At 60.8% G+C, this 26,306-nt stretch carries 19 protein-coding genes and 1 pseudogene; 12 read left to right on the forward strand and 8 right to left on the reverse strand.

The window, feature by feature from the left end:
* Window positions 1–17: 17 nt before the first annotated feature.
* Entirely contained in the window at window positions 18–593 is a 576-nt protein-coding gene (locus ACR9ZQ_RS38835) for a type II toxin-antitoxin system VapC family toxin (RefSeq protein WP_481430544.1), read from the reverse strand.
* The gene (locus tag ACR9ZQ_RS38840; RefSeq protein WP_481430545.1) at window positions 583–879 is read right to left on the reverse strand and encodes a hypothetical protein; all 297 of its coding nucleotides are present in this window, start codon (window positions 877–879) and stop codon (window positions 583–585) included. Before ACR9ZQ_RS38840 ends, ACR9ZQ_RS38835 begins: the two co-directional genes overlap by 11 nt.
* A 242-nt stretch (window positions 880–1,121) precedes the next feature.
* Between ACR9ZQ_RS38840 and treY the strand changes: the two genes are divergently transcribed.
* From treY to cueR, 3 genes are all read left to right on the forward strand, one after another.
* Window positions 1,122–3,731, forward strand: coding sequence for a malto-oligosyltrehalose synthase (treY, locus tag ACR9ZQ_RS38845; RefSeq protein WP_481430546.1), 2,610 nt, complete (start codon window positions 1,122–1,124; stop codon window positions 3,729–3,731).
* A gap of 108 nt (window positions 3,732–3,839) precedes the next feature.
* Window positions 3,840–6,386: a heavy metal translocating P-type ATPase gene (locus tag ACR9ZQ_RS38850; RefSeq protein ID WP_481430547.1), complete on the forward strand. Its 2,547-nt coding sequence runs from the start codon at window positions 3,840–3,842 to the stop codon at window positions 6,384–6,386.
* A 12-nt stretch (window positions 6,387–6,398) separates the two neighbouring features.
* A complete protein-coding gene (gene cueR, locus ACR9ZQ_RS38855) occupies window positions 6,399–6,791 on the forward strand; it encodes a Cu(I)-responsive transcriptional regulator (RefSeq protein WP_007812037.1) in 393 nt (130 codons plus the stop codon).
* Between the two features lie 43 nt (window positions 6,792–6,834).
* Here cueR and ACR9ZQ_RS38860 read toward each other — a convergent pair whose 3' ends face one another.
* Both ACR9ZQ_RS38860 and ACR9ZQ_RS38865 read right to left on the reverse strand, forming a co-directional pair.
* Entirely contained in the window at window positions 6,835–7,140 is a 306-nt protein-coding gene (locus tag ACR9ZQ_RS38860; RefSeq protein WP_481430548.1) for a hypothetical protein, read from the reverse strand.
* Window positions 7,141–7,948: 808 nt separating this feature from the next.
* Entirely contained in the window at window positions 7,949–8,191 is a 243-nt protein-coding gene (locus tag ACR9ZQ_RS38865) for a helix-turn-helix domain-containing protein (RefSeq protein WP_442207756.1), read from the reverse strand.
* 88 nt (window positions 8,192–8,279) lie between these two features.
* On the opposite strand from ACR9ZQ_RS38865, the gene ACR9ZQ_RS38870 reads away from it, so the two are divergent.
* Window positions 8,280–9,170, forward strand: a complete 891-nt coding sequence (locus ACR9ZQ_RS38870; protein WP_481430549.1) for a LysR family transcriptional regulator — start codon at window positions 8,280–8,282, stop codon at window positions 9,168–9,170.
* A 76-nt stretch (window positions 9,171–9,246) separates the two neighbouring features.
* Here the strand turns inward: ACR9ZQ_RS38870 and traA are convergent, their stop codons facing one another.
* Window positions 9,247–12,558, reverse strand: a complete 3,312-nt coding sequence (gene traA / locus ACR9ZQ_RS38875; RefSeq protein WP_481430550.1) for a Ti-type conjugative transfer relaxase TraA — start codon at window positions 12,556–12,558, stop codon at window positions 9,247–9,249.
* Window positions 12,559–12,894: 336 nt separating this feature from the next.
* Complete coding sequence (locus tag ACR9ZQ_RS38880; RefSeq protein WP_481430551.1) at window positions 12,895–13,365, reverse strand: DUF992 domain-containing protein; 471 nt, start codon at window positions 13,363–13,365, stop codon at window positions 12,895–12,897.
* 528 nt (window positions 13,366–13,893) lie between these two features.
* Between ACR9ZQ_RS38880 and ACR9ZQ_RS38885 the strand changes: the two genes are divergently transcribed.
* The 3 genes from ACR9ZQ_RS38885 to ACR9ZQ_RS38895 are packed head-to-tail and all read left to right on the forward strand — an operon-like array spanning window position 13,894 to window position 17,496.
* Window positions 13,894–14,727, forward strand: a complete 834-nt coding sequence (locus tag ACR9ZQ_RS38885; RefSeq protein ID WP_481430552.1) for a formate/nitrite transporter family protein — start codon at window positions 13,894–13,896, stop codon at window positions 14,725–14,727.
* A gap of 7 nt (window positions 14,728–14,734) precedes the next feature.
* Window positions 14,735–15,883 (forward strand): HlyD family secretion protein, encoded by a 1,149-nt coding sequence (locus ACR9ZQ_RS38890; protein ID WP_481430553.1) that lies wholly within the window; start codon window positions 14,735–14,737, stop codon window positions 15,881–15,883.
* Entirely contained in the window at window positions 15,880–17,496 is a 1,617-nt protein-coding gene (locus ACR9ZQ_RS38895; RefSeq protein ID WP_481430554.1) for an MFS transporter, read from the forward strand. The genes ACR9ZQ_RS38890 and ACR9ZQ_RS38895 overlap by 4 nt, the downstream gene beginning before the upstream one ends.
* Window positions 17,497–18,021: 525 nt before the next feature.
* Here the strand turns inward: ACR9ZQ_RS38895 and ACR9ZQ_RS38900 are convergent.
* Together ACR9ZQ_RS38900 and ACR9ZQ_RS38905 are read right to left on the reverse strand one after the other, a co-directional pair.
* Window positions 18,022–18,669, reverse strand: a complete 648-nt coding sequence (locus ACR9ZQ_RS38900; protein ID WP_481430555.1) for an HAD hydrolase-like protein — start codon at window positions 18,667–18,669, stop codon at window positions 18,022–18,024.
* A 58-nt stretch (window positions 18,670–18,727) separates the two neighbouring features.
* Window positions 18,728–18,920, reverse strand: a pseudogene (locus ACR9ZQ_RS38905) (non-homologous end-joining DNA ligase); the annotation flags it as partial.
* A gap of 318 nt (window positions 18,921–19,238) precedes the next feature.
* Here ACR9ZQ_RS38905 and ACR9ZQ_RS38910 point away from each other — a divergent pair.
* The 5 genes from ACR9ZQ_RS38910 (at window position 19,239) to ACR9ZQ_RS38930 (ending at window position 26,293) form a co-directional block, all read left to right on the forward strand.
* The gene (locus tag ACR9ZQ_RS38910; protein WP_481430556.1) at window positions 19,239–20,426 is read left to right on the forward strand and encodes an efflux RND transporter periplasmic adaptor subunit; all 1,188 of its coding nucleotides are present in this window, start codon (window positions 19,239–19,241) and stop codon (window positions 20,424–20,426) included.
* A 3-nt stretch (window positions 20,427–20,429) separates the two neighbouring features.
* Window positions 20,430–23,540, forward strand: coding sequence for an efflux RND transporter permease subunit (locus ACR9ZQ_RS38915; RefSeq protein ID WP_481430557.1), 3,111 nt, complete (start codon window positions 20,430–20,432; stop codon window positions 23,538–23,540).
* A 31-nt stretch (window positions 23,541–23,571) separates the two neighbouring features.
* Complete coding sequence (locus ACR9ZQ_RS38920) at window positions 23,572–24,822, forward strand: oxalate decarboxylase family bicupin (RefSeq protein ID WP_481430558.1); 1,251 nt, start codon at window positions 23,572–23,574, stop codon at window positions 24,820–24,822.
* Window positions 24,823–24,999: 177 nt separating this feature from the next.
* Window positions 25,000–25,539 (forward strand): sigma-70 family RNA polymerase sigma factor, encoded by a 540-nt coding sequence (locus tag ACR9ZQ_RS38925; protein ID WP_481430559.1) that lies wholly within the window; start codon window positions 25,000–25,002, stop codon window positions 25,537–25,539.
* Window positions 25,526–26,293: an anti-sigma factor family protein gene (locus ACR9ZQ_RS38930; protein ID WP_481430560.1), complete on the forward strand. Its 768-nt coding sequence runs from the start codon at window positions 25,526–25,528 to the stop codon at window positions 26,291–26,293. Before ACR9ZQ_RS38925 ends, ACR9ZQ_RS38930 begins: the two co-directional genes overlap by 14 nt.
* Window positions 26,294–26,306: the final 13 nt, after the last annotated feature.

The raw sequence follows: 26,306 nt of genomic DNA on the forward strand, positions 1-26,306 counted from the left end.
GTTCCTGATAAGCGCGGCTACAGAGGCACTCGATAGAGGATGACGCGAGCACTCGGTACAAGCTGCGACAGGAAGTCGAAATCCCGCACGTTGCCGGTCAATACGCTCGCACCCAGCTGCCGCGCCTGCAGGAAAATGAGGGCGTCATTGACGAAGCGGCGCTCATGTCCCTCGCCTTTGGGCAGATTGCTCAGGCGAAAGAGGAGCCCCGCCAACATGCCTGCCTGTCCCCAGATGGGCGCATCCGGGGCATGAAGCCGGTGGACCGGAATGTCTTCAACCGTCGCAGCGATCGCTGCCAGAGCCGCTTTTGTAGTGGGATGTTTTGGGTTCAGCCGACCGAAGGCATGGGTCAGCTCAGAAAGGCACACTGCGGAATGGTGGCAGAGGCGATAGGTCAGCAGCGTATCGACCTCCGTCGGCGAGCGCCCCTGAAGCACGTCCAGATAAACGCTGGTGTCCAGGAACAGAGGCCCGCCGATTGGCGGTTCGTCAGCAGCCCATGCGAGAGTTTCGTCGGGTCTGCGTTCGAGCGTTCCCATGTGCTTTTCGGGTTTTAACGCGCGAAGGCTTTCGGAAAGATCAAATCTCAAGATCGATATCCGCCGGGATGATGCCTTTTCGGTCCACCAGACGCACGCCAAAGTCATCTTCAAGAGCAAGGCGGGAAAGCGCCAATTCCAGCAACTCGGTGTCGGAGGTAACATGGGCACGCTTCTTGGCCGCCTCGATCAACTCTGAGGGGACGCGCCCGGACAGTCTCGTATTCTTCGCCGCGCCAAGAAGACCAATGGCCTTCGCTTGCTCGAGCACAAGTTTGTTGCGATTCAATGCGATCTTTGCTTCCGTTTCCGCGGCAGAAGGTGATCGGGCAGCCATGAAATTCTCCCTGTGTTGAACACAACATATATAACGTTGAACGTCGGGGCAAGATTTTATGGTGAGTAAGCGGTCCAGAAGTACGCGCTGGAGATTGGAACGGTCACGGTGCGGATACGATTCAGACGTCCATTCCTCATGGTTTCGAATTCACTACCATCACGAACCTGCCCTTAAGGGACGGGAACAAAAGCGCTTCACAACCGTTGGAAGATGTCTCCTCCAAAGGGCAAAAATGACCCATGACGCTCCCCTCCGCGACCTACCGGGTCCAGTTCCGCAACGGCATGACATTCGATCACGCATGCGGGCTCGTACCCTATCTGAAGTCGCTCGGCATCAGCCACCTCTACGCCTCGCCGGTCTTCACGGCCACCAAGGGATCGACGCATGGTTACGACGTGACTGACGCCAACGAGATCGATCCGGCCCTTGGAGGAAGGGCGGCCTTCGATCGCCTGACGGCGACGCTGTCAGAAGCAGGCATGGGCCTGCTCCTGGACATCGTGCCGAACCATATGGCCGCCTCACTTGAGAATGCCTGGTGGCGGAGCGTCCTGGAGTTCGGCAAGCATAGCCCGTTCGCAGGCTATTTTGACATAGACTGGAGCGAGCGGCTGACCCTGCCCCAGCTCGGCAAGAGCTTCGATGAAAGCGTTGCTGCCGGCGAACTGACGATCACCATCGACGTGGCGCACGGCAATCTGGCGATCAGCTATTATGACAGCCTCTTTCCGCTGAGCATGGAAAGCTACCCTCTGCTCTTAGCGGAACTGGATGATCCGGTTCTCGCCGGGATGGCGGAACTGACGGCCTCTGTCGATGGCGGTGACCTGCATCGTGGCCTGCGCGATGTGATCTTCGAGGCCGGCGATCTCAAAAGCCTGAGTGGAAAGCTTGCAGCGCTTTCGAAAGACCATGCCTTTATGACACGGCTGCACGGGAGACAGCACTGGCAGCTTCAGCGCTGGCAGGAGGCCTCGGAGCATCTGAGCTATCGACGGTTTTTCGAAGTGACGGGGCTGGTCGGCCTGCGGGTCGAGGATATCAGGGTCTTCGAAGAGAGCCACCGGCTGGTTATCGATCTCGTGCGTCAGGGCGAGGTGCAGGGCCTGCGCATCGACCATATCGACGGGCTGGCGGAACCGAGTGCCTATCTCGACCGCCTGCGGGAAGCGGTCGGCGCGGACACCTATATCGTCGTCGAAAAGATCCTCGCCGCAGGTGAGGAATTGCCCGCCGACTGGCCGGTGCAGGGAACGACCGGCTACGAGTTCATTACAGCCTTGAGCGGGCTTTTCGTGGACGGCAATGGTCTGCAGAAGCTCGATGAAGCCTATCGCCGACTGGCGGATGGCCATAGCGATTTTGAAGCCGGGCGGCGGACGGCCAAGCGGCTGATGGTCGAACAGAATTTCGCCGGCGAGACGGCCCGCATCGCACGCATTGCAGCAAGCCTCTTTCCCGAACTGTCTAAGGAGGAAATCACTGGGGCGATCTCAGAGCTTCTGATCACCTTTTCCGTCTACCGCACTTATGGGACCGATGGCCCGCTCGATACACGGGATGGCGATCTCCTGAAAAAAGCCGAGATGGCGGCCGCCGGACATCTAGACTATGCGCAGCCGCTGCAGAGCATCGCGGCCATCCTTGAAGGCACGATCGACAACGAGGCGGCTCGCGAATTCCGCCTCCGTTTCCAGCAGCTCTCCGGCCCCGTCATGGCCAAGGCAATGGAGGACACACTCTTCTATCGCTACAACCGGCTGCTGGCGGTAAACGAGGTCGGCGGCGAGCCGGATCACGTGCCAGAAGGCGTCGACGCGTTTCACCAATTCATGCAAGCGCGCGCACGCTCTCAGCCCTCCGGTCTTTCGGCAACATCGACGCATGACACAAAGCGCGGCGAGGATGCGCGGGCGCGGCTTTATGCTGTGAGCGAAGGCGCCGGCGTCTTTGCCGACGCCGTCGAACACTGGCGACGACTGAATGAAAGCCACCGCACCGAGCTTACGGATGGCGCAGCACCCGAGCCCAATCTGGAATGGATGCTCTACCAGGCGCTTGTAGGCGCCTGGCCCGAGGATTTCGACCGCCATCATGCCGATGCGCTACGCGACCGCTTCAGCGCTTATGCGGAAAAAGCCATTCGCGAAGCCAAGCTGCGCACCGACTGGACGGCGCCGAACAGGGATTATGAAGAGGCGGTGCGCAGCTATACGGCCGCGCTCCTCTCAACCGACAACGACGCATTCATCGAGGATTTCGCTCGCGTCCTGCAGCCCTTCATCGAAGCTGGCTACGTCAACAGCCTGTCGCAGACGCTGATCAAGCTGACGGCGCCGGGCATTCCCGACATCTACCAGGGGGCAGAAGGTTTCGATCTCAGTTTCGTCGATCCCGATAACAGGCGCGGGCCGGATTTCGAGACATTGAGCGGCTGGCTTGCCGAAGGGGGTGCGCTCGCGCGGCTGCAGGCCGCGGCATTGAAACAGCGCATCATCCAGATCGGCCTGGGGCTCCGGATGGAGCGCGCCCGGCTTTTTGCGGAAGGCGATTACCTGCCGGTTGCCGTCAACGGGACCAGGAGTGACCATGTCGTCGCCTTTGCCCGTCTGCATCAGGAGAACTTCGCCATCACAGTCGTGCCGCGACTGATGTTCGGCTGGCTCGATCCCGGCGTGCTCTTTGCCGGACCGGAATTCTGGGAGGATACGGCAATATCAGTGCCCTCGCCCATGCACGGTCTCAAGGCCGATCTGTTGACCGGCAAGATGCTGGAGCCGGGAAACAAGATCTCGCTTGCCACGCTACTTGGAGACCAGCCGGCGGCTCTGATCGTGCCGGCCTGACGGCAATCGCGAAAAAATCTGCACGGACGAAAAAAGACGTTGACCTTCCAGTTGCTGGAAGGTTCATAAAGCTGTCCGGATGCCAGAAAGGCATGAAAGGCGCAGTTTATGGATAACAAGCACGATCATCACCACGACCACGATCATCATGGGCATGGCCACGACCATCACCATGCCGACGGTGCGCAATGTGGTTGCGGCCACGACGAAAAGGCTGAAGTGGTGGTGCGCGATGCCGTCTGCGGCATGACGGTCGATCCGAACGCTGGAAAACCCTCCCTCGATTATGAAGGTCACACCTATCACTTCTGCAGCGACGGCTGCCGCAAGAAATTCGAGGCGGCACCGCCGGATTATCTGACCGCCAAGGACCCGGTTTGCGGCATGACCGTCAATCGCTCGAACGCGAAACACTTCCTCAAGCACGAGGGCGAAAAATTCTATTTCTGCTCGGCGGGCTGCAAGGCGAAGTTCGAGGCCGATCCCGAAACCTATCGCCATGGCAAAAAGCCAACGGCAGTCGCCATGCCGAAGGGCACGCTCTACACCTGCCCGATGCATCCCGAAGTTGTCAGCGACCATCCCGGCGACTGCCCGAAATGCGGCATGGCGCTGGAACCGATGGGCATTCCGCCTGAAGACGAAGGCCCGAACCCGGAACTCGTGGATTTTATCCGGCGCCTGTGGGTCAGCGCTGTTCTTTCAATTCCGCTCTTGATCCTTACCATGGGCCCAATGCTTGGCCTGTCCTGGCCGCGTGAAGCGCTCGGCGAGCCGCTGGCGAGCTATGTCGAACTGTTGCTGGCGACACCCGTCGTCCTCTGGGCAGCACTTCCCTTCTTCCGCAGGGCATGGGCATCGCTCGTCAATCGCAGCCCCAACATGTGGACGCTGATCGGCCTCGGCGTCGGTACGGCCTATCTCTACAGCGTCGTCGCGACCTTGGCGCCGGACCTCTTCCCGCACAGATTCCGCGGTCATAGCGGCTCCGTCCCCGTTTATTTCGAGGCGGCTGCCGTCATCGTGGCGCTCGTCTTCGTCGGGCAGGTGCTGGAATTGAAAGCCCGTGAACGCACCGGCTCTGCAATTCGCGCCCTGCTCGATCTTGCGCCAAAGACTGCGCGCCGCATCGATGCCGACGGCAGCGAGCGCGACGTGCCTGTCGATGAGATCCAGACCGGCGACCGGCTGCGCGTGCGCCCCGGCGAACGCGTACCGGTCGATGGCTCCGTCACCGAAGGGCAGTCGACGCTGGATGAATCGATGATCACGGGTGAACCGCTTCCGGTTGAAAAGGCCAAAGGCGACGCACTGACCGGCGGCACGATGAACAAGAACGGCGCATTGATCATGATCGCCGAAAAGGTCGGTGCCGATACCACTCTCTCACGTATCGTCGATATGGTGGCCAAGGCGCAGCGTTCGCGCGCGCCGATTCAGGGCGCCGTCGACCGTGTTTCGGCGATCTTCGTTCCGGCCGTCGTTGCCGCTGCCATCGCAGCCTTCCTCGTCTGGTCCTTTGTCGGGCCGGAGCCGCGGCTGGCCAATGGGCTGCTCGCCGCCGTCGCCGTCCTGATCATCGCCTGCCCATGCGCACTCGGCCTCGCAACGCCGATGTCGATCATGATCGCCACCGGACGCGGTGCGCAGGAAGGCGTCCTGATCAAGGATGCGGAAGCGCTGGAGCGTTTTTCCAAGGTCGATACATTGATCGTCGACAAGACCGGCACGCTGACCGAAGGTAAGCCCAAGCTGACGGACGTTGTGGCTTTGGGCAGCATTGATGAAAAACATCTGCTGGCGCTTGCCGCGAGCCTCGAACGTGGCTCTGAACATCCGCTTGCAGAAGCCATCGTCTCAGGGGCCGAAGAACGCGGCCTCACCTTTCACGAGGTCACAGGTTTCGAGGCACAGACCGGTAAGGGCGTAAAGGGCACGGTCGGCAGCGCGTCCGTCGCCCTCGGCAATGCCGCCCTACTCGCCGATCTCGGCACCGATCCGGCAGCGCTCCTGGACCAGACCGAGGTGCTCCGCGGCGAAGGCAAGACCGTCATGTTCGTCGTCATCGACGGTACTTTGGCCGGCCTCGTCGCCGTCGCCGACCGCATCAAACCAACGACGGCGGCTGCCATCAAGGCGCTGCACGACAGCGGCCTGAAGATCATCATGGCGACCGGCGACAACGAGCGCACGGCCCGTGCCGTGGCGAAAAGCCTCGGGATCGACGACGTCCGCGCCGATGTTCTGCCCGAGGACAAGAAGGCGCTCGTCGATGAACTGAGGGCAAAGGGCGCCGTCATTGCCATGGCTGGTGATGGGGTCAATGATGCACCGGCGCTGGCAGCCGCCGATGTCGGCATCGCCATGGGCACGGGTGCAGATGTTGCGATGGAAAGCGCAGGCATTACATTGGTGAAGGGCGATCTCAACGGGATCGTCCGCGCAAGACGGCTGGCTGAGGCGACGATGCGCAACATCCGCCAGAACCTCGGCTTCGCCTTCGGCTACAATGCTCTCGGCATCCCCGTGGCAGCCGGTGTACTCTACCCGATCTTCGGCCTGTTGCTCTCGCCGATGATTGCAGCGGCCGCCATGAGCCTCTCCTCTGTCTCCGTCATTGGCAATGCGCTGAGACTGAGGGTCGAAAAGCTGTAAAGGAACCAAGCGATGAATATCGGCGAAGCCTCGGAACGGTCCGGCCTGCCTTCAAAGACCATCCGCTATTATGAGGATATCGGCCTGATCCGTCCTGACCGGGGCGGAAACGGCTACCGCGACTATGCGGCCTCGGACGTACACAAGCTGCGCTTTCTGCAGCGTTCGCGCGGCCTCGGCTTTTCAGTCGAGGAGTGCCGTCAGTTGCTGGCGCTCTACGAGGACAAGAGCCGGGCAAGCGCCGACGTCAAGGGGATCGCCGAGGCGAAGCTTTCGGAAATCGATCGGAAGATCCGCGAGCTGACGGAGTTGCGACATACGCTCGAACATCTCGTTCATGCCTGCCACGGCAATGACCGTCCGGACTGCCCGATCCTCGAAGAGCTCTCGGATAGCGCCGCCTAACGAGGCCAGTGCCCCAGATCCAGGGCCTTTCTCATCCTCGCAATCAGGAAAGCGATTGGTCCTTGATGGCCGCGTCTGAGAGACTTTTCTGTTCCTCGACCTCCTCGTCATGCTCGTCCTCGACGGTGGTGTCATCCAGCCGGTGCTTGATCGCCAGCGTATAGATGACATCGAGGATATTGCGGTCCTTTAGATGCGGGTCGCTGAGCGCCAGCAGCGAGGCGCGAACGATCTTCTTGCTTGAGGCTTTCGGACAGCGCTTGCGGACAAAATCATAAAGCGCATCGCCCACAAGTCCATCCATTGCGCCGTCCACGAGAGCCTCGTAGAGCCGCTTCTTCTCTTTCATATTCCATGTTCCCCTTGCAAATCAGCGGGGCACATACTCTGTCATAGAACTGTCATAAACAACCGGCGAACGCGATCTGTCGACAATTGGTCAGCTGTGCAATCGTGGAAAAGCGATCGTTCGTGCGCAAGTCTTAGTCATCCATTCAAATGAGGGACAATACGAGGCGAGCACGGCGACAGTGCATCATGAAGCGGCGTGGATTGGAGATGGCGGTCAGTGGCCATTAAAGCCGATGAGGTGAGATCGGTATCCTGAGTCAGCAGCGACCATCAGGACCTATTCAAGGATGACCGGAAGGGCGATCGTGCCGTCGGACGTCACTCTCAATATGAATTCGGCGATTTATTGCAGAATCTTATTTTGGTTCAGAGTCCGACTTGAGCCTAACACCTATGCCGCCAGGAACCGTCTCCCCTTCATCCTGAAAGATGATGCCAGCAGATTCAAAAGTTAGCTTGATGAGCCGAAGATTGCTTTCCCGCATCTCTCCGCCCTTTTCGAACGCTCGTATAGAAACCGAACTGATAGCTGTGCGCTCGGCTAGATCACTTTGAGTCCAGTCTAGCAGCGCTCTCGCAGCGCGGCACTGAGGCGGCTTTATCATAAAACTTTCTTTTTCCGAAAGTTAGATATTGAAAACAAAAGTTGCGTGTGCTACGACGGGCCAACTTACCTTTTGCGAAGCGCGGTTGCAATTCAGGCACGCGTCAGAGGCGGGCTATGGACTAGCAAAGAGCTTTTGCTGGGGCGAGCAACGCCTTAACTGCGAGCCGTTGTTGCCGGATCCTGCGGACAAAGACAAATATCAAAAGCGGTCGGGGATCGGGCTACCGTTATGAGCGTCCGGAGCAACAAGTTCGACATGGCTAACACCAAGCGCCTGAGCGAGCTCGTAAATGGTAACAACAGTGGGATTGCGCCGGCCCCGCTCCAGCCCGCTTAGATATTGTTGACTGTATCCTGATCGCACCTCGACATCTTCCTGAGTCAGGCCCTTTTCCCGACGCAGGCGAGCAAAATTACGACCGACCAGCTTGCGCATATCCATGCGCATTAGATCGCAGTTTACACACTTTAAGTTTATCAACTATAATATGTAAATGGCGTCTTGAGGTGTCGATAGGAGCATGTAGACCATGGAACTACGCCAGCTATCCTACTTCGTTGCGGTGGCCGAGGAGCTGCATTTCGGTCGCGCGGCGGCCAAGGTGCATATCGCCCAACCGGCACTGTCGAACCAGGTGATGGCGCTGGAGAAGGAACTCGGCGTGCAGCTGTTCCTCCGCACAACACGGCGGGTGGAGCTGACAAGGGCAGGGGCAGCATTTTATGAGCGCTCGGTCAGGATCCTAAGCGAGGTGGATCTGTCGACCGAGATCGCCCGGTCGGTGGCCGGCAAGACGACACGCAGGATTGCGATCGGCACTGTCTATCCCGCCACCATCGGCGTGCTGCCGTCCTTCCTTGCGCGCATTGCCCGCAAATATCCCGATATCCGCATCCATGTCGAAAGCGGCACCACCGATGACATCATCCGCCATATCGAGGCAGGCCGCATCAATCTCGGCTTCATCCGGCCGGTGGAGAATATCGGCTCCTTACGCTTCTTCTCGATTGCCCATGAACGTTATCTGTTGGCCGTCGCCAAGCAGAGCCCTTTGTCATTGAAGAGCGAGATCGGTCTCGAGGATCTGCGGAACGAGAAGATCATCTCCTTCTCCCGCCAGAACCTGTCCTACAGCGAGCGCTATTTCGCGGAGAAATTCGAGGAACACGATCTGACCGACAATGTCGCCTATACATGTGATGACACCTTCTCGCTGGTGTCGCTGGTCTCCGCCGGGCTTGGCATCGGCTTCGTGCCGGAATGGACGCAGGATCTGCCGAACCGCGGCTTCGAATTGAAGAAGGTGAGGGGCGTCGACTTCAAGATCGGGCTCGGCGTCGCCTGGAACAGGGAAGATCCGACCGCCTCGCGTGACGACATCATCGATATCGCGCGGTCGTTGGTGCGGCCGCGACGATAAGATATCGGTCAATCGCTGTCGCGGTGGGCGATGTATCTGCCATGGATTGGCTTTGCGGACTGCATTCATCAATAGGCTATTTCAGGGATAGTCCTTGGCTCTTCGTCTGCCGCATTGCCTCCGCCTGCTTGAGTGCCATGACAGTACGCTCATGCGCAGACAGTTGTTGGACGGTCCGCATCGAGGCCCAGGCAGCCTTGATCTCCAGCTTTTGCGCAGTGCTCATTCCGGCGGTAAGGGTCTTGAACGCTTCGCCGTCAGCATCCTTCGTCGCTATTCCGAGAAAAGTACGCTCTCCGAACCGCTGAGAAACGGCGCGTGCGAACCCTTCGAGCTCGGCCTTTACGGCTCCGTCAGCAAGCACAGATTCCAGACCAGCGGAGTGATCGTTTCGATTGATCGCATCGCGAACGCGCTCAAGAGCAGCTTTCGCATTCGGCGACAGATCTGGGATTTCAACCGACAAGTTCTGCCGTCGAGCGTACTCTGCCATCTCAGCCCTCTGCGCGGTCTGAACGCGTATCTTCAGAAAGCGCTCCAGAGAGCGAGATAGGGCGGGAACATTGAGAAGAGCAGTTTCCCGATCGCGCTTGTCGCTCTTACCGGCCAACAAGCCTGTCTTGCCTCTGAGAGCGCCATATAGCTCCGGCGTATTCGCGATCTTCAATATTGTATTCGCAGCCACCCTTGCATCCCGGATCATCGCGTCGACATTGACCGCCTTGAATGCCGCCTCCGGTTGCCCATAGACGAGACGAAACCGCAACGAGACATCCTCCCACTCCTTCTGGAGGCCGGGATCGGCGCCGAGCCTGGCCTCTATGGCCTGTGCCATCGACTGAGGGAAGATCGTTATGCCGGATACCATCGGCTTTGCTGCCTTGTCTGCGCTGACAAGGTGAGCCGTCGATGCGGTTCTTGCGACACCGAGCCTTTCGCCGACAGTGGCCAGACGGGCGGCGAGGCTCATGAGCGTCTGCTTCTGCCTGACCATCCATTCCAGCCGATGCGCGACCAGCGTCCGCGCGACCCGAACGAGGTGCAGACCGCGGCTTTCGGCAAAACGAAGTGCCTGCCGATAGAATGAGCCGCCCTCGTAGTCGAGCGTCGTCTCCTTGGAATTCCTGCGCGACAGGATCGGTATGAGACCACCCGTCTTTTCGAAGGACCGGCGTCCGTAGTAGACGGCAAGATCCTCGCGGTGGCGCGTCATCGCCACATAGGTCAGGTGCCGGTCGAGAGACAGCGAGGCCAGAACCTTGACCTGGTCGACGGTGGCGCCCTGGCTCTTGTGGATCGTCGTGGCATAACCGTGATCGACATGCCCGTAGAAGCGCTGCTCCACGACCACCTGCCGGTTGTCATCGCCCACACCGATCTGGACGAGGATGCGGCCGGGCGCTGCCTCGACCACCTTGCCCAACATGCCGTTCTTGACGCCGAGCGAAGCCTCGTTCTTCAGGAAGACGATCTGGTCGCCGGAAGCAAATTGGCGTTTGCCCTCAGCCGTCGCAAAGACGAAGCCCTGTTCCACGATACCGCGCTCGACAAGCCGTTCGCGTGCCATCTCGTTCAACGCGCGCACGTCGCGGCGCAGATGCGCCAGGATCAGCGAGGTCTTGGCCGGATCGTAATCGCGATCCCAGTCCGCGATCAGACTGGCGACGGCCTGCGCCTTCAGCTGCGAGCCGATGATCTTGTCGTTGGCCCTATAGGCGTCGATGGCCCCACCGACATTGCCGCGGGCAAGGTCGAGCGAGGCGTCACGCATCCACTGTTCGCGCTGCCTGTAGATCGTGTCGAGTTCGGCATAGCCGATGCGATCGGCAATTGCCCGGAAGGCGGCACCCGCTTCGATCGGCTGCAGTTGTTCGGGATCGCCGACAAGCACGAGCTTGGCGCCGGCCCGCGTGACAGCTTCGACGAAGAATGCCATCTGCCGGGACGACACCATGCCGGCCTCGTCGAGAACGAAGACCGTCTTGTCATCGAGCGGGTCTCGGCCCCGGCTCCAGCGCTGTTCCCAGGACGACAGGGTGCGAGAGACAATACCCGCTTCCTTCTCCAGTCCCTCTGCCGCCTTGCCGGCAAGTGCTGCGCCGATGACACGATAACCTCCCGCCTCCCAGGCCTCGCGGGCCGCCTTCATCATCGTCGTCTTGCCGGCGCCGGCTCGGCCGATCACGGTTGCGATCCGCTCCCCGCCGGCAATATGCTCGATCGCCACCTTCTGCTCGTCAGACAGAGCCGAATGACGCGCAAACGTCGCCTCCAGAGCTCTTCGTCTGACACCATGCGATGAGCGCTGCGACAGCCAGATCGCCCGGTTCGCCATCTCGGCTTCCAGGCGGATCATCTCGCGGGTCGTGTATCTGGCCGGCGTACGCAGCCCGGTGGTAAAATCGGTCCGCTCCTCCTCGAGCTTCAAAGCACGCGGGCTCTGGACGATCCGCGCCATCAGGCTCTGAAACAGGCCAGGATCGTCGATGTAGCGATGCAGCACCTTGCCCACATCACGTTCGTCGAAGACGCTTTTCTCCCGCGTGACCAGGTCAAGCACGATATCGGGTGTCAGCTGGATACGGCGAGCATTCTCTGCGCGCCGTTCCTCCTGCAATTCCAGCCGGTCGAGCACAACGGCTTGACCGGAATTCGAGGCCTTTTGTAGGAGCGCCTTCGTGGCAACACCCAGATGGGCGGTTGGCGCCAGCTCGATCCCCTGCTTTTCGAAGGAGCGCCCATCGACCCTGACGTCGAGACCGGCAAGCGCCAGATGCCGGTTCTGGCAGGCAAACCAGCCGTCGCGGAATGCATTGAACTCGTCGATGTCGCCCACCCAGCGCTCGTACACGATTTTGCCTGCACCATAGCGGATCGGTTGACCGTCAGGACCACGCACGGCGACGATCTTGGGGCCGAATCCATCCTCGGTCAGCGGCCGCAGCGTCATCATCAGGTGCACATGCGGATTGCCGGGGGCATCGTGATAGACCCAGTCTGCGACCATGCCCTTCGCAGTCACATGGGTCGCCACGAAGTCGCGCATCAGGGCGATATTCTGCTCGGCAGAAAGTTCGATCGGCAGGCCGATTGTGACCTCCTTGGCAAGCTGCGCATTGGCGCGCTTCGAGGAAGACTCCACCTTGTTCCAGAAGGACTCGGATGCGCTGGCAACGGAAAGATCAGCGATCATCGACTGCAGCCATTGCGGCGCATCCGAAGGAATGGAAAACTCCTCGTGCAAAAGCCCCTTCTTGCGCGTGTAGTCGATAGTTCGCGCTTCCCGTTCGAATTCCATTCTGGCGCAATGGCAATAGGCCGCCAGCTGCACCGCGCTGCGTCCAGAGCCGCGGGCGACGATTCTGACGGAGAAATGTGATATGGCCACGTAAAAGCCTCTTGCGAACGAAACCTATGGGTTCGTCGAAAGCGGAGACACTCTTACGCCTGAACAAGACGGCGACGGATATCGCTGTTAGCTCCGCTCCGTCGGAACGGTCGCAAGGATGCGCAAACGTGTTGGCTGCGCCAACTCGCATTTTTGCTAGTAGATGGCACCAAGCTGTGGGCCTTTCATGCGGTTTAAGTCGAAACCGCATGAAAGGCATCCGGAGTCCTCGTCTACGATTTGCCAAGCTCCGGTGTAGTTAGATCGTGGAAAGGTTTGATCTTGGCGCAAGCGCTCTGGTGGCCCTTACGCAGTGACAAATCGACCCGATCCCGCTCACTCTGCGAACTGCAGCTTCAAGGCCGTGACACCGACGGCCAGATTGACGCCGACATCGCCTTCGAGCGAAACCGGCTGCAGCGAGACGGTCTTGCTCGTTCCGCCGACCAGCACATTAGCGCCGCCGCCGATACCGACGCTGGCATCAGCCGTGACACCGGCATAATTGCCCTCCAGGCCGGCGACCGGTTCGCGCGTGGCGCTAAAGACGAGCCAGACCATCCGGCCCTTCTCGATGGTGCCGACATCAAGGCCGAAATCGGTGATCGTGCCGACATAGTGCTGGCTGGCGTCGTCGGAAGCGCTCGGCGTGTAGGTGCAGTCGAGATCCTGCTTGGAGCCGACGATGACACCGATGCCCTTGGAAACGTCGCAATCCAGCTTGCCGACATCGGCCTGGGCGGCGTTTGCAACGACAGGCGCGGCCAGCATGCCGGCGACGAGAAGGGAAAGAAGGGTGGTTTTCATGATGGGTCCTGTTCGAAGTTGAGGTTGCTATCGGCAGCGCAGTTCATGGGAGCTGACCGCGGGTACTGCCCGACATCGTCGACGAGGGCTCGCCGATCGATCGAGAGAATAGGGGTGCGGCCGGACTGGATGAAATCGCGCGCTGGTCTAGGCGGGCCAATACGAAAGTTTAGTTCCGCCCGCTTCGAGATGGGCGTAACTTCCTTCCCATCGCCTGACGCCTCCTCCTGACAGGCGATAGAAATCTCGGTTAAGGCTTCCCGGTGTCCCTCCCCTCCGCCCGAAGTCACGGATTGCCCGAGGATCCGCAAATGGCCGCCTTTCCGTATCGGAAGGCGGCCTCTTTTTTTCAGCATTGCGCGATTTTCCGTCGCGACCGAAGTAGCATGCGAGCATGACAACAGATGTCCCGGCCTGTCCGGAGATAGCCTAGACGTAGGTATGATTCAGCGATGCGACTTGCGCGATTAACTTCTCGAGCGTCCGGGACGAAGCCCGGTTCGATCATCAAAGAGACGAGGTACTGTCATGTATCAGGATTCGATTGATCACTTTGCCCAGTCCGGCGAAGAGAAAGCCGAAGAGGTCCGTAGCCACCTTCCTGCCTTCCTGATCGGGGCGGCGATGGCCGGCGCCTATATCGGTTTCGGCGATATCATCATGTTTACCGCCGGCGCTCATGCCGATCCGGCCTGGGCGCATCTCGTCATGGGCGTGGTCTTCTCCTCTGCTCTGACAATCGTCGTCTTTGCCGGCAGCGAGCTTTTCACGGGAACGGCGATGTACATGCCGCTTGCCGTGTTGACGCGGCGCAGCCGTGTTGCCGATATGCTACTTGTCTGGATCGCGGCCTGGATCGGCAACCTGATCGGCGCCGTGGTACTTGCCGGCCTCTTCCATCTGGCCGGCGGCGGTGTGCTTCTCGGCGACGGAAGCCAGGCGTTCTTTTCGATTGTCTCGGCCAAGATGTCGGCGGGATCGCTGGAGCTTCTTGCCCGCGGTATTCTCTGCAACTGGCTTGTTTGCCTCGCCATCTGGATGGCTGGACGCACGGAAAATGCCGCTGCCAAGGTCATGCTGATCTTCTGGCCGATTACCATCTTCGTGGCCGCGGGCTACGAACACAGCGTCGCCAACATGTTCACCTTCTCGATGGCGCTGATGGGCGAGCATCCCGCAAACGTCACGCTTGCCGCCGCCGTCCATAATCTCGTCTGGGTCACGCTCGGCAACCTCATCGGCGGCGCGGTTTTCATGGCGCTTGGCTACTGGCTGCAGGTCCATGGCACCGGCCACGTCTCCTTCGTCCCGGCCCCGGTTCGCGTCCGCGCAAAGATTTCCGCTGACCGCGGCAAGAAGTGAGGCGCGCGTGGCCAAGCAGATCACCATCACCAGCCTCAGCCCGTCCGAGCCCGCGCGCTCGCCGCCGCCGGAAGCTCCCGCCGCGCCTTCTGCGCCCTCCCCGGGAGCCGTGGTGTCGTTGAGACGGCTTGCCATTCCCCTTCTCGCCATCACGCTCGTGGGCGCCGGAGTGGCAATCGTGACCGTCGACTGGAACCGTTGGGTGGCGGGCGCATCGCATCAATCGACGGACGATGCCGTGGTCAGCGCCGATGTCTCGACGCTGAGCGCCCAGATCAGCGGCATCGTCCAGAGCACCCCGGTCACCGACTATCAGACGGTGACGAAAGGCCAGTTGCTCGCCGAAATCGATCCGCGGGAATATGACGCGGCGGTCGCCGTCTCGAAGGCCAATCTTGCAGCCGCAAATGCGTCGCTTGCCAATCTCGCAAACCAGGTCGAATTGCAAAAGGCCGTCGTGCAGGTGGCTGAAGCGCAGAACGCATCGGCCCTAGCACAGCAGACCCAGACCGAGCAGGAGTTCCACCGCCAGACCAGCCTTGGCGGCGCAACCTCGCAACAGCTGCTGCAGCAGGCGCAGGCCGCCTATCTGCAAGCCCAGGCTTCGGTCAAATCGACGGCAGCCTCGATCGAGCAGCAAAAGGCCCAGCTGAACGTTCTCAACGGACAATCCCCGCTGCTGCAGGCGCAGGTGAATGCGGCTGAGGCATCGCTCGATACCGCCCTGATCCACCAGAGCTATGCGCGCATCTACGCGCCTTTCGATGGCGTCATCGGCCGCAGGCTCGTCCATGAAGGCGATTTTGTCGCGGCCGGCACCAGCCTCGTGTCGGAAGTGCCGCTTCCGAGCGTCTATATCACCGCGAATTTCAAGGAGACACAGCTTTCCCGGATCACGCCGGGCCGATCTGCGCAGGTTACCATCGACACCTTCCCCGGCCAGTCGCTGCATGCCAAGGTCATCGGCCTGTCTCCGGCAAGCGGCTCGATCTTCGCGCTGCTGCCGCCAGACAACGCGACCGGAAACTATACCAAGGTCGTCCAGCGCATCCCGGTCAAGATCGTCTTCGATCCCGGCCAGCCACTCGTTGATCGGCTGAAGCCCGGAATGTCGGCCGTCGTTACGGTGGATACCAAGCAGGACCCGGACCAATGAGCGCGGCTCCGCGCGCCTTTGGTCCGCTGACCAGCGGCACGACGACCAGCCATCCGTATCTTATCGTCGCAGCCCTGTTGCTCGCCTCCTTCGTGGTCGGCTTCGATACGCGCGTCTTTGCCGTCGGCCTGCCCGATATCCGTGGCGCCTATTCGCTTGGCTTCGACGAAGCCTCATGGCTCAGCACCGTCGCCAATGCACCGCAGATCCTCATTTCATCGGCGGTCGCCTGGATCGCCACCGTTTTCGGTGTGCGACGCGTGATGATCCCGACGACATTGGTCTATGCCTGCATTTCGCTCATTATCCCGATGGTCCATGACGGCGGCGCACTCTTTGCGCTGCATGCGGCGCGAGCCCTTCTGCTCGGCGTCTTCCTTCCGGCCACCATTATGGTTATCTTCCGCAATCTCGACATGAAATACTGGCTGATCGGCCTTTCGATCTACGCGCTTCGCGTTCCGCTATCGCAGAATCTCGGCTTCGTGCTCGTCGGCATCTACGATGATTATCTCGGCTGGCAGTGGGCCTATTGGCAGGATGTGATTGTCACGCCGATCATCGCCCTTCTCCTCATCATCGGTGCTCCCAAAGAAGAGATCAATTCAAGCCTGCTCAAGGATGCCGACTGGGGCGGCATGATGCTGCTCGGATGCTCGATGACGATGATTTATGTCGGTCTCGATCAGGGCAACAGGCTGGACTGGTTCAATTCCGGCATCGTCACCTCGCTGCTGGCAGGCGGCACGATTCTCTTCATCGGCTTCCTCATCAACGAGAGTGTCGTCGCCAATCCCTGGGCGCATGCGAGCGTGATCCTCTCGCGCAATATCGGCATCGGCTATGCGATCATCATTTCCTTCACCTTTGCCAGTTCCGGCGCCTCGATTTCCATTCCGGGCTTCCTGCAGTCGGTCGTCGGATTGCGGCCGATCGCCATATCCGAACTCTACATTTTCGGCGCGGTCATCCCGGTCTTTCTGTTCATCGCGTTTGCGATCTTCCTGCTGCGCCGGATCGATGCGCGCCTTTGCATCATGATGGGGTTGGCGGCGATGGCGCTCGGCTCTCTCTGGGGATCAAACCTCTCCATTACATGGGCGCCCTTTAACTTCCTGCCGGTCGTGCTCCTCCATACGGCCGGGCAATCCTTCGCCTTCTTCGCAACGGTCGTCTACCTGATCGCCAATTCCGACCCGAAACGCTCCACGGCCGTATCCGCCTATATCCAGGTAATCCGGCTCGGTAGCGTCGAACTGGCCCTGAGCCTCTTGAACACCTGGTTCCGACAACGCGAGCAGTACCATTCCAATATCCTGACGGGGCCGATCTCGGGATCGTCGAGCAATCTTCACGGCGTATTGGCAAAGCTGGAGACGCTGTTCGGGACAAGCCATCGCGGGAGTCTCGAAGCCCTCTCCGCAGTTGCGGCTGATATCCATGCGCAGGCAAGCGTGCTCGCCTATGCTGATATCTTCGTCCTGTCCTTCTGTTCTGCGATCGCCGGCCTTGCGCTTGTCGCCTGCATGGGCGCCATGCCCTTCGGACCGTTGCATCCCGATTTCCGCAAGAACCCGCCGGCCGCCGACGCACACCCGGCCTCAGCCGGCTGACCGGGCGACGCTCGATATTCCTTCGAATAAGCCTTGGTGCATCGATCGCGGCATGGACGGATTCCGATCTTCGATGCTGTTGGCTATGCTGTGGCGGCGCTGCAGCGAACAGATTTCGGGCGTGCGCATGCCACATGCGATTGAGGGCCGCGCGGCCCAGGCCGACCTCTGTCTGTTGCGCTGCGAATGATCGTGCCCTCAGCCGTCCCGCGATCGATGCACAAGGCGGCATGGAAGTCGAACGGGTGAGCTATCGCAACCGGCTGAACGATGCGCAAATTCGGCTTGCCTCCTACCGGCCGCGGCTCGGCGAGGACTTTGCCTTCACCGTCGAACTTGCTCTGAAAAAGGCCGAGCTTGACGGCAGGCAGCCGAGGCGACGGCGCTGCGGCCGCCCCTGCGGGCGATCGGCTTCATGCTCATATGGTAGATCGCCATAGCCCTCCCCTTGTCTTGCGGGCCGTCGGCCCGCGCGCTGAGTTGCGCAACAACTCGTAAGTGCCGCGCCAGCCTCGATTTCCCCCGCTAAGATTGCGACTGACCCTTAGCCCGAGCGAGGCGGATAAGCTCATCTGCCGTCTCGACCAGATGCGTCGGAGAAGCGGCTTTGAGCGCGTCGCGTCGGGCGTATCCCCAGGTCACCGCCGCTGACGCCACACCCTGGCTGGCCGCTGCCTCGACGTCTCTCACCTCGTCGCCAACGACGATGGCCTCGGCTGGCGGTCGGCCGGTCGCTCGCAACACACGTCTGATCCGTTTGCCCTTACCGAAGAGAGAGGCACCGCATTCGAAATGCGTGAACAGGCCGGCCGACGGACCGAGGGCGCGCTCAATGTTGACGCGGCTGTTCGAGCTAACGATCGCGAGCGAGACACCCTGCGCGGCGAGTTCCGAAAGGAGTTTCTCCGTGCTCGGGAAGAGCTCGACGGTTGCCGTGCCGGCGAGCTTGCGCATGTCCCGCGCGACGAAGGGGAGCCGCCAACCTGGGATCTCCAGCCATTTGAGGATTTCTCGATTGGAAAGACCGCGAAGATAATCGATCTCGGAATCGGTGGGCTTCCTGAACCCGTGACGATCGGCCATCTGCCGGAGCGCGCCGACCATCCAGGCGCCGCTGTCGGCCAGCGTGCCGTCAAAGTCAAAAAGAAAAAGCTGGTAGGTCGAGGCGATCATAAGTAGCTGAGTAACAGGTCCGGGCCTTCTGATCGAGGGGGCCAATCTCGACCTATCGTCACGGTAGCCCGTCGGACAGATCGAAGACAGTGGTGTTGTCCTCTACCTCGCCCAGTCCCTTGTAGGACGCATGGCGCGGGCTCCTTCATGCATCCAGCCGCGAAACTCGATCTCGGCAATCAACGTCGGCTCGCCGAAGACCAGGGTCTTCCCTTGAGCGGGACCGCCGGCGTCGTCGTCTTCAATGTGTCGTATAGGTGCAGTGAGCCGGTGCGACTGCTTTTCGCGCCGGTCCTTCCACGCGCCGGCGGCTATCCGGATGCGGGAGCGTATACCTATGGGGAACGGCGACTAGACCTGCGTATAGATGCGCCGATGCCCGCCCGGACGTAGCCTTCTCGCATTGAATTGATCTAGCAGGACACAGAAGCGCCGGTCGGCCTGCCGATAATCAGCAGTCTGACCCCTGGCTTCGGCACCAGCCCGTCAGTTCAGGAGACAGATACGGAGGCCGCCCAATGCCGGCGGCCGTTGCAGCATAATTCAACCTTTAGTCTATGGAGCCGGCAGTGACATCCATCCGTACCGTGATTGAACCCCGTCGTCGCCGGAAACCGGCGATCCTCGCCGCTGCCGCCATTCTCGCCATTGCGGGCGGATCGGCCGCAGCCTTCTGGTTTGCAGGAACCGGGCCGACCATTGCCGCCCCGGAGCCCGGCACGCCGGCGGTGCCGGTCGAGGTCGCGACCCCTGCCGTTACCGACGTGCCTGTCTATCTCGACGGCCTTGGCACGGTGCAGGCGAATTATACGGTCAATATCACGACGCGTGTCGACGGAGAGCTCCAGAGCGTGATGTTTGTCGAGGGACAGGCCGTCAAGAAGGGCGATGTGCTCGCCATCATCGACCCGCGCCCTTTCCAGGCAGCCGACGATCAGGCTGCCGCCAAGATCAAGCAGGACCAGGCCGATCTCGCCAACGCCCAATATCTGCTCGGCAAGGACCAGAAACTGGGCCAGCAGCAGATCGTCACGCAGGAAACCGTCGAGCAGCAGCAAAGCATGGTGGCAAGTGCACAGGCACAACTTGTGCAGGATCAGGCGGCCAAAGAGGCCGCTGACATCTCGCTCTCCTATACGCAAATCCGCTCACCGATCGACGGGCGCACGGGTATCCGCCGGATCGACGCCGGCAACGAGGTCCACACGACCGACACGACCCCGATCGTCACTATCACCCAGACACAGCCAATCACGGTTGTCTCCACACTGCGTGAGGACGATCTCGACGCGGTGCGCGACGCGCTGAAGGCCGGCCCGGTCGAGGTGACGGCGATGCCGATGGACCAGTCGCGGCAGCTTGCGTCAGGCACGCTCTCGCTCATCGACAACGAAATCGATCAGGCAAGCGGCACGATCCGCATCAAATCGATTTTTGACAACAAGGATGATGCGCTCTGGCCCGGTCAATTCGTGACGCTGAGGGTCAAGCAGCAGACGCTCCAGAAGGCCGTGACCATTCCTTCCGCAGCACTTGAGCGGGGAGAGGACGGCTTCTTCGTCTACGTTATCGATGCCACCGGAACGGCTGCCGTGCGCAAGGTCACCCCCGGGCCGATCGAGAGCGGCCACGCCGTCATCGAAAAGGGCCTTTCCGGCAACGAACAGGTCGTCACGTCGGGCCAGTATCGGCTGGATGTCGGCACTCATGTCAGCGTTCAACAGGCGGCCGCTACGCAAGCCGCCAGCAAGGAGTAGGCCATGTCGATCTCCTCCTGGTTCATCGAGCGGCCGATCGCCGCCTCGCTCATGATGGCAGGCCTCTTCGGCATCGGTATCGTCGCCTACCCTCTGCTACCGGTTGCGCCTCTGCCGCAAGTCGATTTTCCGACAATCCAGGTCTCGACACAGCTCCCCGGCGCCGATCCGAAAACGATGGCATCGGCGGTAACGCAGCCGCTGGAACGGCAGTTCGGGCAGATCCCCGGCGTCACCCAGATGACCTCGACGAGTACGCTCGGCTCGAGCGCGATCACTCTGCAATTCGATCTGTCGCGCGACGTCGATAGCGCCGCCCAGGACGTGCAGACCGCAATCAACGCAGCCGGGGGGCAATTGCCGACGGACCTGCCTTCGCCGCCAACCTATCGCAAGGTCAATCCCGCCGATCCGCCGGTCATGGTTCTTGCGCTCACTTCAGATACCCTGCCACTCACGCAAGTCGACGATTTTGCCGAAAGCGTGCTCGCGCAGCATGTCAGCCAGATCGACGGCGTTTCGCAGGTTCTGATCTTCGGACAGCAGAAGCCGGCCGTACGGCTGCAGATCGATCCCGGCAAGATCGCCGAGATGGGACTTTCGCTTGAGGATATCCGCAGCGCCGTGACCGGCATCACCAGCAACTCACCGAAAGGCAGTGTGCAGGGTGGAGAGCACACCTACACGATCTATGACAATGACCAGCTCCTGAAGGCCGCCCCCTGGAACGATTCGATCGTCGCTTATCGCGACGGCGCTCCGGTCCGCATCAGCGATATCGGCCAGGCGATCGACGGACCGGAAAACGATCAACTGGCGGCCTGGGCTGATGGCAAGAGGGCGATCCTCCTGCCGATCTTCAAGCTTCCGGGCGCCAACATCATCGATACGGTCGGTGCGATCCGCGCTGCCCTGCCGCAGCTGCAAGCGATCGCACCGGCCGCCATCCACCTCTCCATCCTCAGCGACCGGACGACCACGATCCGCGCCTCGGTGGCAGATGTCGAAACGACGCTTGTCATCACCATCGCCCTTGTGGTCATGGTGATCTTCATCTTCCTGCGCAATGTCTGGGTGACGGTGATCCCGAGCGTCACCGTGCCGCTGGCGCTTCTGGCAACATTGGCGCTGATGTATGTCGCTGGCTTCAGCCTCGATAATCTCTCGTTGATGGGCTTGAGTATCGCCGTCGGTTTCGTCGTCGACGATGCGATCGTGATGGTCGAGAACATCCATCGCCATATGGAGATGGATAAAACGCCGAAACAAGCGGCAATCGACGGCGCGCGCGAAATCGGCTTCACCATCATTTCGATCAGTATCTCGCTCGTCGCCGTCTTCATTCCGCTGCTCCTGATGGGCGGCATTGTCGGCCGGCTATTCCGGGAGTTCGCAATCACAGTGACGATGACGATCGTCGTCTCGGCAATCGTCTCGCTGACCATCACACCGATGATGAGCTCACGCTTCCTGAAGCCGGAAAAAGACGTCAACCATGGCAGACTTTATGCAATGAGCGAGAAGGCGTTCGACGGGCTTCTTGCCGCCTACCGCTACACGCTCGATATCGCGCTGCGCCATCACCGGCTGACCATGACAGTCTTCATCGCTTCGCTTGCGGCAACCGGCTTCCTGTTCGTCAATATTCCCAAGGGCTTCTTCCCAATCCAGGACACCGGCCTGATCACCGGTACACTCGAAGCCGCGCAGGATATTTCCTTCGCTGAAATGTCGCGCCACCAGCTCGAAGCAGGCAATATCGTTGCCAGCGATCCCGGAGTTGCGACCGTCGGCATGGCCGTCGGCAGCGGAGCGGGCCAGACCGTCAATAACGGCCGCATGTTCATCACGCTGAAGCCTGAAGACCAGCGCGATGCCTCGGCAAGCGAAATCATCAACCGGCTTCGTCCGAAACTCGCGCAGATGCAGGGTGCAGAACTCTTCTTGCAGCCGGCGCAGGATATCAATGTCGGCGGACGGGCCTCGGCCACGCAGTTCCAATATACGCTGCAGGACGGTGATGCAGGAGAACTCGACGACTGGGCAGCCAAGCTGCTCGCCACATTCAAGACGCTGCCGGAGCTGACCGATGTCGCCACCGACCAGCAGAATAGCGGCGCTACCGTGACGCTTACGATCGACCGTGACCAGGCATCGCGCTTCGGCATTGCGCCGCAAACGATCGACGATACGCTTAACGATGCTTTCGGCCAGCGCCAGGTCACCCAGTATTTCACCGACCTGAACAGCTACCATGTGGTTCTCGAGCTTGCGCCGCAGTTCCAGAAGTCGCCGCTGGCGATCAACGGTCTCTATATCAAATCGCCACTGACGGGCGAGCAGGTTCCCTTGAGCCAGCTCGTCAAGCAGACGACGGAGCCGACGGCCGTGCTCGCCGTCAACCACCAGAGCCAGTTTCCGGCCGTTACACTCTCCTTCAACCTTGCAAAGGGGACCGCGCTCAGCCAGGCGGTTGCCGCGATCAGCAAGGCTGAGGCCGATCTCGGCAAGCCGGCAACCGTCATCGGCACGTTCCAGGGCAATGCTCAGGCCTATCAGAGCTCGCTCTCAAGCGAACCCCTGCTGGTGCTTGCAGCGATTGCCGTGATCTATCTGATCCTCGGCGTACTCTACGAGAGCTATTTCCACCCGCTGACGATCCTGTCGACGCTCCCCTCCGCGGGCCTCGGTGCTCTCGCCATGCTCTGGGCCTTCGGCTTCGACTTTACCGTGATCGCGCTGATCGGCGTGATCCTGCTGATCGGCATCGTCAAGAAGAACGGCATCATGATCGTCGACTTCGCCATCGCCGCCCAGCGTGAGCAGGGACTGTCGCCGGAAGCCGCAATCCGCCAGGCCTGTCTCCTGCGCTTCCGCCCGATCATCATGACGACAGCGGCGGCACTTCTTGCCGGCCTGCCGCTGATGCTCGGCCACGGCACCGGCTCGGAGCTGCGCCAGCCACTCGGCTACGCCATGGTCGGCGGCCTGCTCATCAGCCAGGTGATGACGCTCTACACCACTCCGGTCGTCTACCTCTACCTGGAAAAGCTGAGCGAATTCGTCAGCCGGAAACGACCCGCCATCGCCGGCGCAGATGCCCCGGCGGAATAATCCACCCAATCGACACGAAAGGATTAAAACCATGGAACCTCTTTCTAGACGTACGGTTCTAGCGCTCGGAGCGATGGGCGGAACGGCACTTGCGGCGGGTGCTGCGCACGCAGCGAGCTTCGGCAATCCCGACCAGCCGGCCGAGGGTGCGATCAACGCCAATCCAGCCGGCCTTTCCGATCCCGGCCCGAAGAACCCAGCCATCAACGACCAGTTTCCCTCGTTCGGCAGCCCGCCGGCAACCGATGTCGGCGACATGCAGCTCTTCTGGGGCTCGTTCAACAATGCGCCCAAGCGCATCCAGAACGGCGGCTGGGCACGGCAGGTGACGAAGGCCGATTTTGCAATTTCCGAAGCGGTCTCCGGCGTCAACATGCGCCTTGGTCCCGGCGGCATCCGCGAGATGCACTGGCACCGGGCTTCCGAATGGGCGATCATGACCAATGGCCGCTGCCGGGTGACCGTGCTTGATCCGCAGGGCCGCGCCTATGTACAGGACGTCGAGGCTGGCGATCTCTGGTATTTTCCAGCCGGTTTCCCGCATTCGCTGCAGGGCCTCGGGCCCGAGGGCTGCGAATTCGTCCTCGTCTTCGACGAGGGCGACCAGTCCGAATACGGCACGCTGCTCCTGACCGACTGGCTGGCGCATACATCGCCGGAGCTGCTTGCCAAGAACTTCGGCGTACCGCAGGACACTTTCAAGAACATCCCATTGCAGGATCTCTGGATCTTCCAGGGCAAGGAGCCGGGTCCGCTTTCGGCCGACCAGGAAGCCGTCGCTTCTGCGGGCCTGCCGCCCTACCCTTTCACCTACCGGCTGACGGCATCGGCACCGCTGAAGCAGAATGCGTCGGGCACGATCCAGCTTGCCGACAGCAGCATCTTCAAGGTCTCAAAGACGATCGCTGCGGCGATCGAGACGATCAAGCCGGGTGGCGTGCGTGAAATGCACTGGCATCCGAATGCCGACGAATGGCAGTACTGGATCAAGGGCGAAGGCCGCATGACGGTGTTCGATGCCGGCCCGCGCAGCCAGACCGCCGATTTCCGACCCGGCGATATTGGTTATGTCAAACGCAGCCAGGGCCATGTCATCGAGAATACCGGCAAGACCGATCTGCAATTCGTCGCCGTCTTCAAGGTCGCCGAATACCAGGAAGTCGGGCTCTCCTCGTGGCTCACGCATACACCGCCCGCCCTCGTTGCCCAACATCTCAATGTCAGCGTCCAGGACATTTCAAAATTCCCTTCCGACCAGCCGGGGATCATGCCCGAGGGCTGACCGCGGTATCATGCGAACGGTTGATCCCTTGTATTAAGGCTGCGAGACACCACCTCCGCCATGGCAAATGGCGGAGGTTTTTGGCGTTGCCCGAAAGCCGGCACTCCCTTTCCGGCCGATACAAAAAATTCTGCATCGCTTCGGAATAAAATCTGCGATGCTTTCGTATACTCAATCATGGAACGGAAAGAACGCCCCTTCGATGTCATCGGTCAGCTCGCAGCGCTTCGTCGCTACGCGCGCTCGCTGGTGCGCAATTCGGACGAGGCGGAGGATCTTGTGCATGACGCGCTGGTCCGGGCCTTCGAGAAGCGCAAGAGCTTCCGCAGCGGCGGAAACCTGCGCACCTGGCTGCTTTCCATTCTGCACAATGCGCATATCGACCGCGTGCGGCAGACCCGCTCGCTGACCCGCCGCCATGACGAGGCGGCGGTCGAGGCGGAGCAGTCGCTGCCGGCCGGACAGGAGCATGCGGTGCGCCTGCAGCAGGTGCGCAACGCCTTTTTCGATCTGCCGGAAGAGCAGCGTGAAGCGCTGCATCTCGTGGCGATCGAGGATCTGTCCTATCAGGAAGCGGCCAATGCGCTCGGCATTCCCGTCGGCACGCTGATGTCGCGTATTTCCCGCGCCCGCGCCCAGTTGCGCGAGTTCGAGGAGAAGACACCGCGCATTGCGCATCTGAAATTAGTTGGAGGGAACGGCAATGAAGGCGATTGATCCAATCATCGATGCCGATCTCGACGCCTATGTAGACGGCGAACTCGGTGTCGCACGGCGCATCCAGGTGGAATCCTATCTGTCGGAGAATCCGGCGATCGCCGCCAAGGTCATGGCCGATCTCAGCATGAAGGGCGAGTTGCGGCTGGCGCTAGCAGGCGAAAGCGCCTTTGGCCGCCCCGAAACGCGCGATGCCGCCCGAAAGCTGGAACGCGGTCTTTCCTATGGTCGCATCCTGCATTCGATGCAGCGCATCGCTGCTGTCGGTGTTCTGCTTGCCGCCGGCTGGGTGGCGCATAATTCCTTCGGCGCCTTTACGGCAACGGAAGTCGCAGCTTCTGTTCCGGCACCGGCCTATGTCGAGGATGCGGTGCGCGCCTATCGCACGGCAGCGCTTCGTGAAACCATCCCGTCGCAGACGGCAATGACCTACAGCGCCGAGGAAATCCGCGCTGCAACCGCAATCGTGATGCCCGAACTGCCAAAGGGCTGGAAGGTCGCCGATGTGCAAATCTTCCCGTCGGATTTTGGTCCAAGCGTCGAAATGGCAATCGAGGAGACCGATGGCAAGCGCCTGTCGCTCTTTGCCGTCCGGCCGGGCGCCTTCGAGGTGAAGCCCGTCAGCCACGTTGCCCTTGAAAAGACAGAAGCCGCCTACTGGCAGATCGGCGAGGTCGCCTACGCGCTGATCGCCGACAACAGCGGCACCAATCTCGATCAGGCAGCCGAACGGCTTGCCCGATCACTCTACTAGTTCAACCGAGGAG

This window comes from Rhizobium sp. KNZ14-9A (assembly GCF_056755015.1).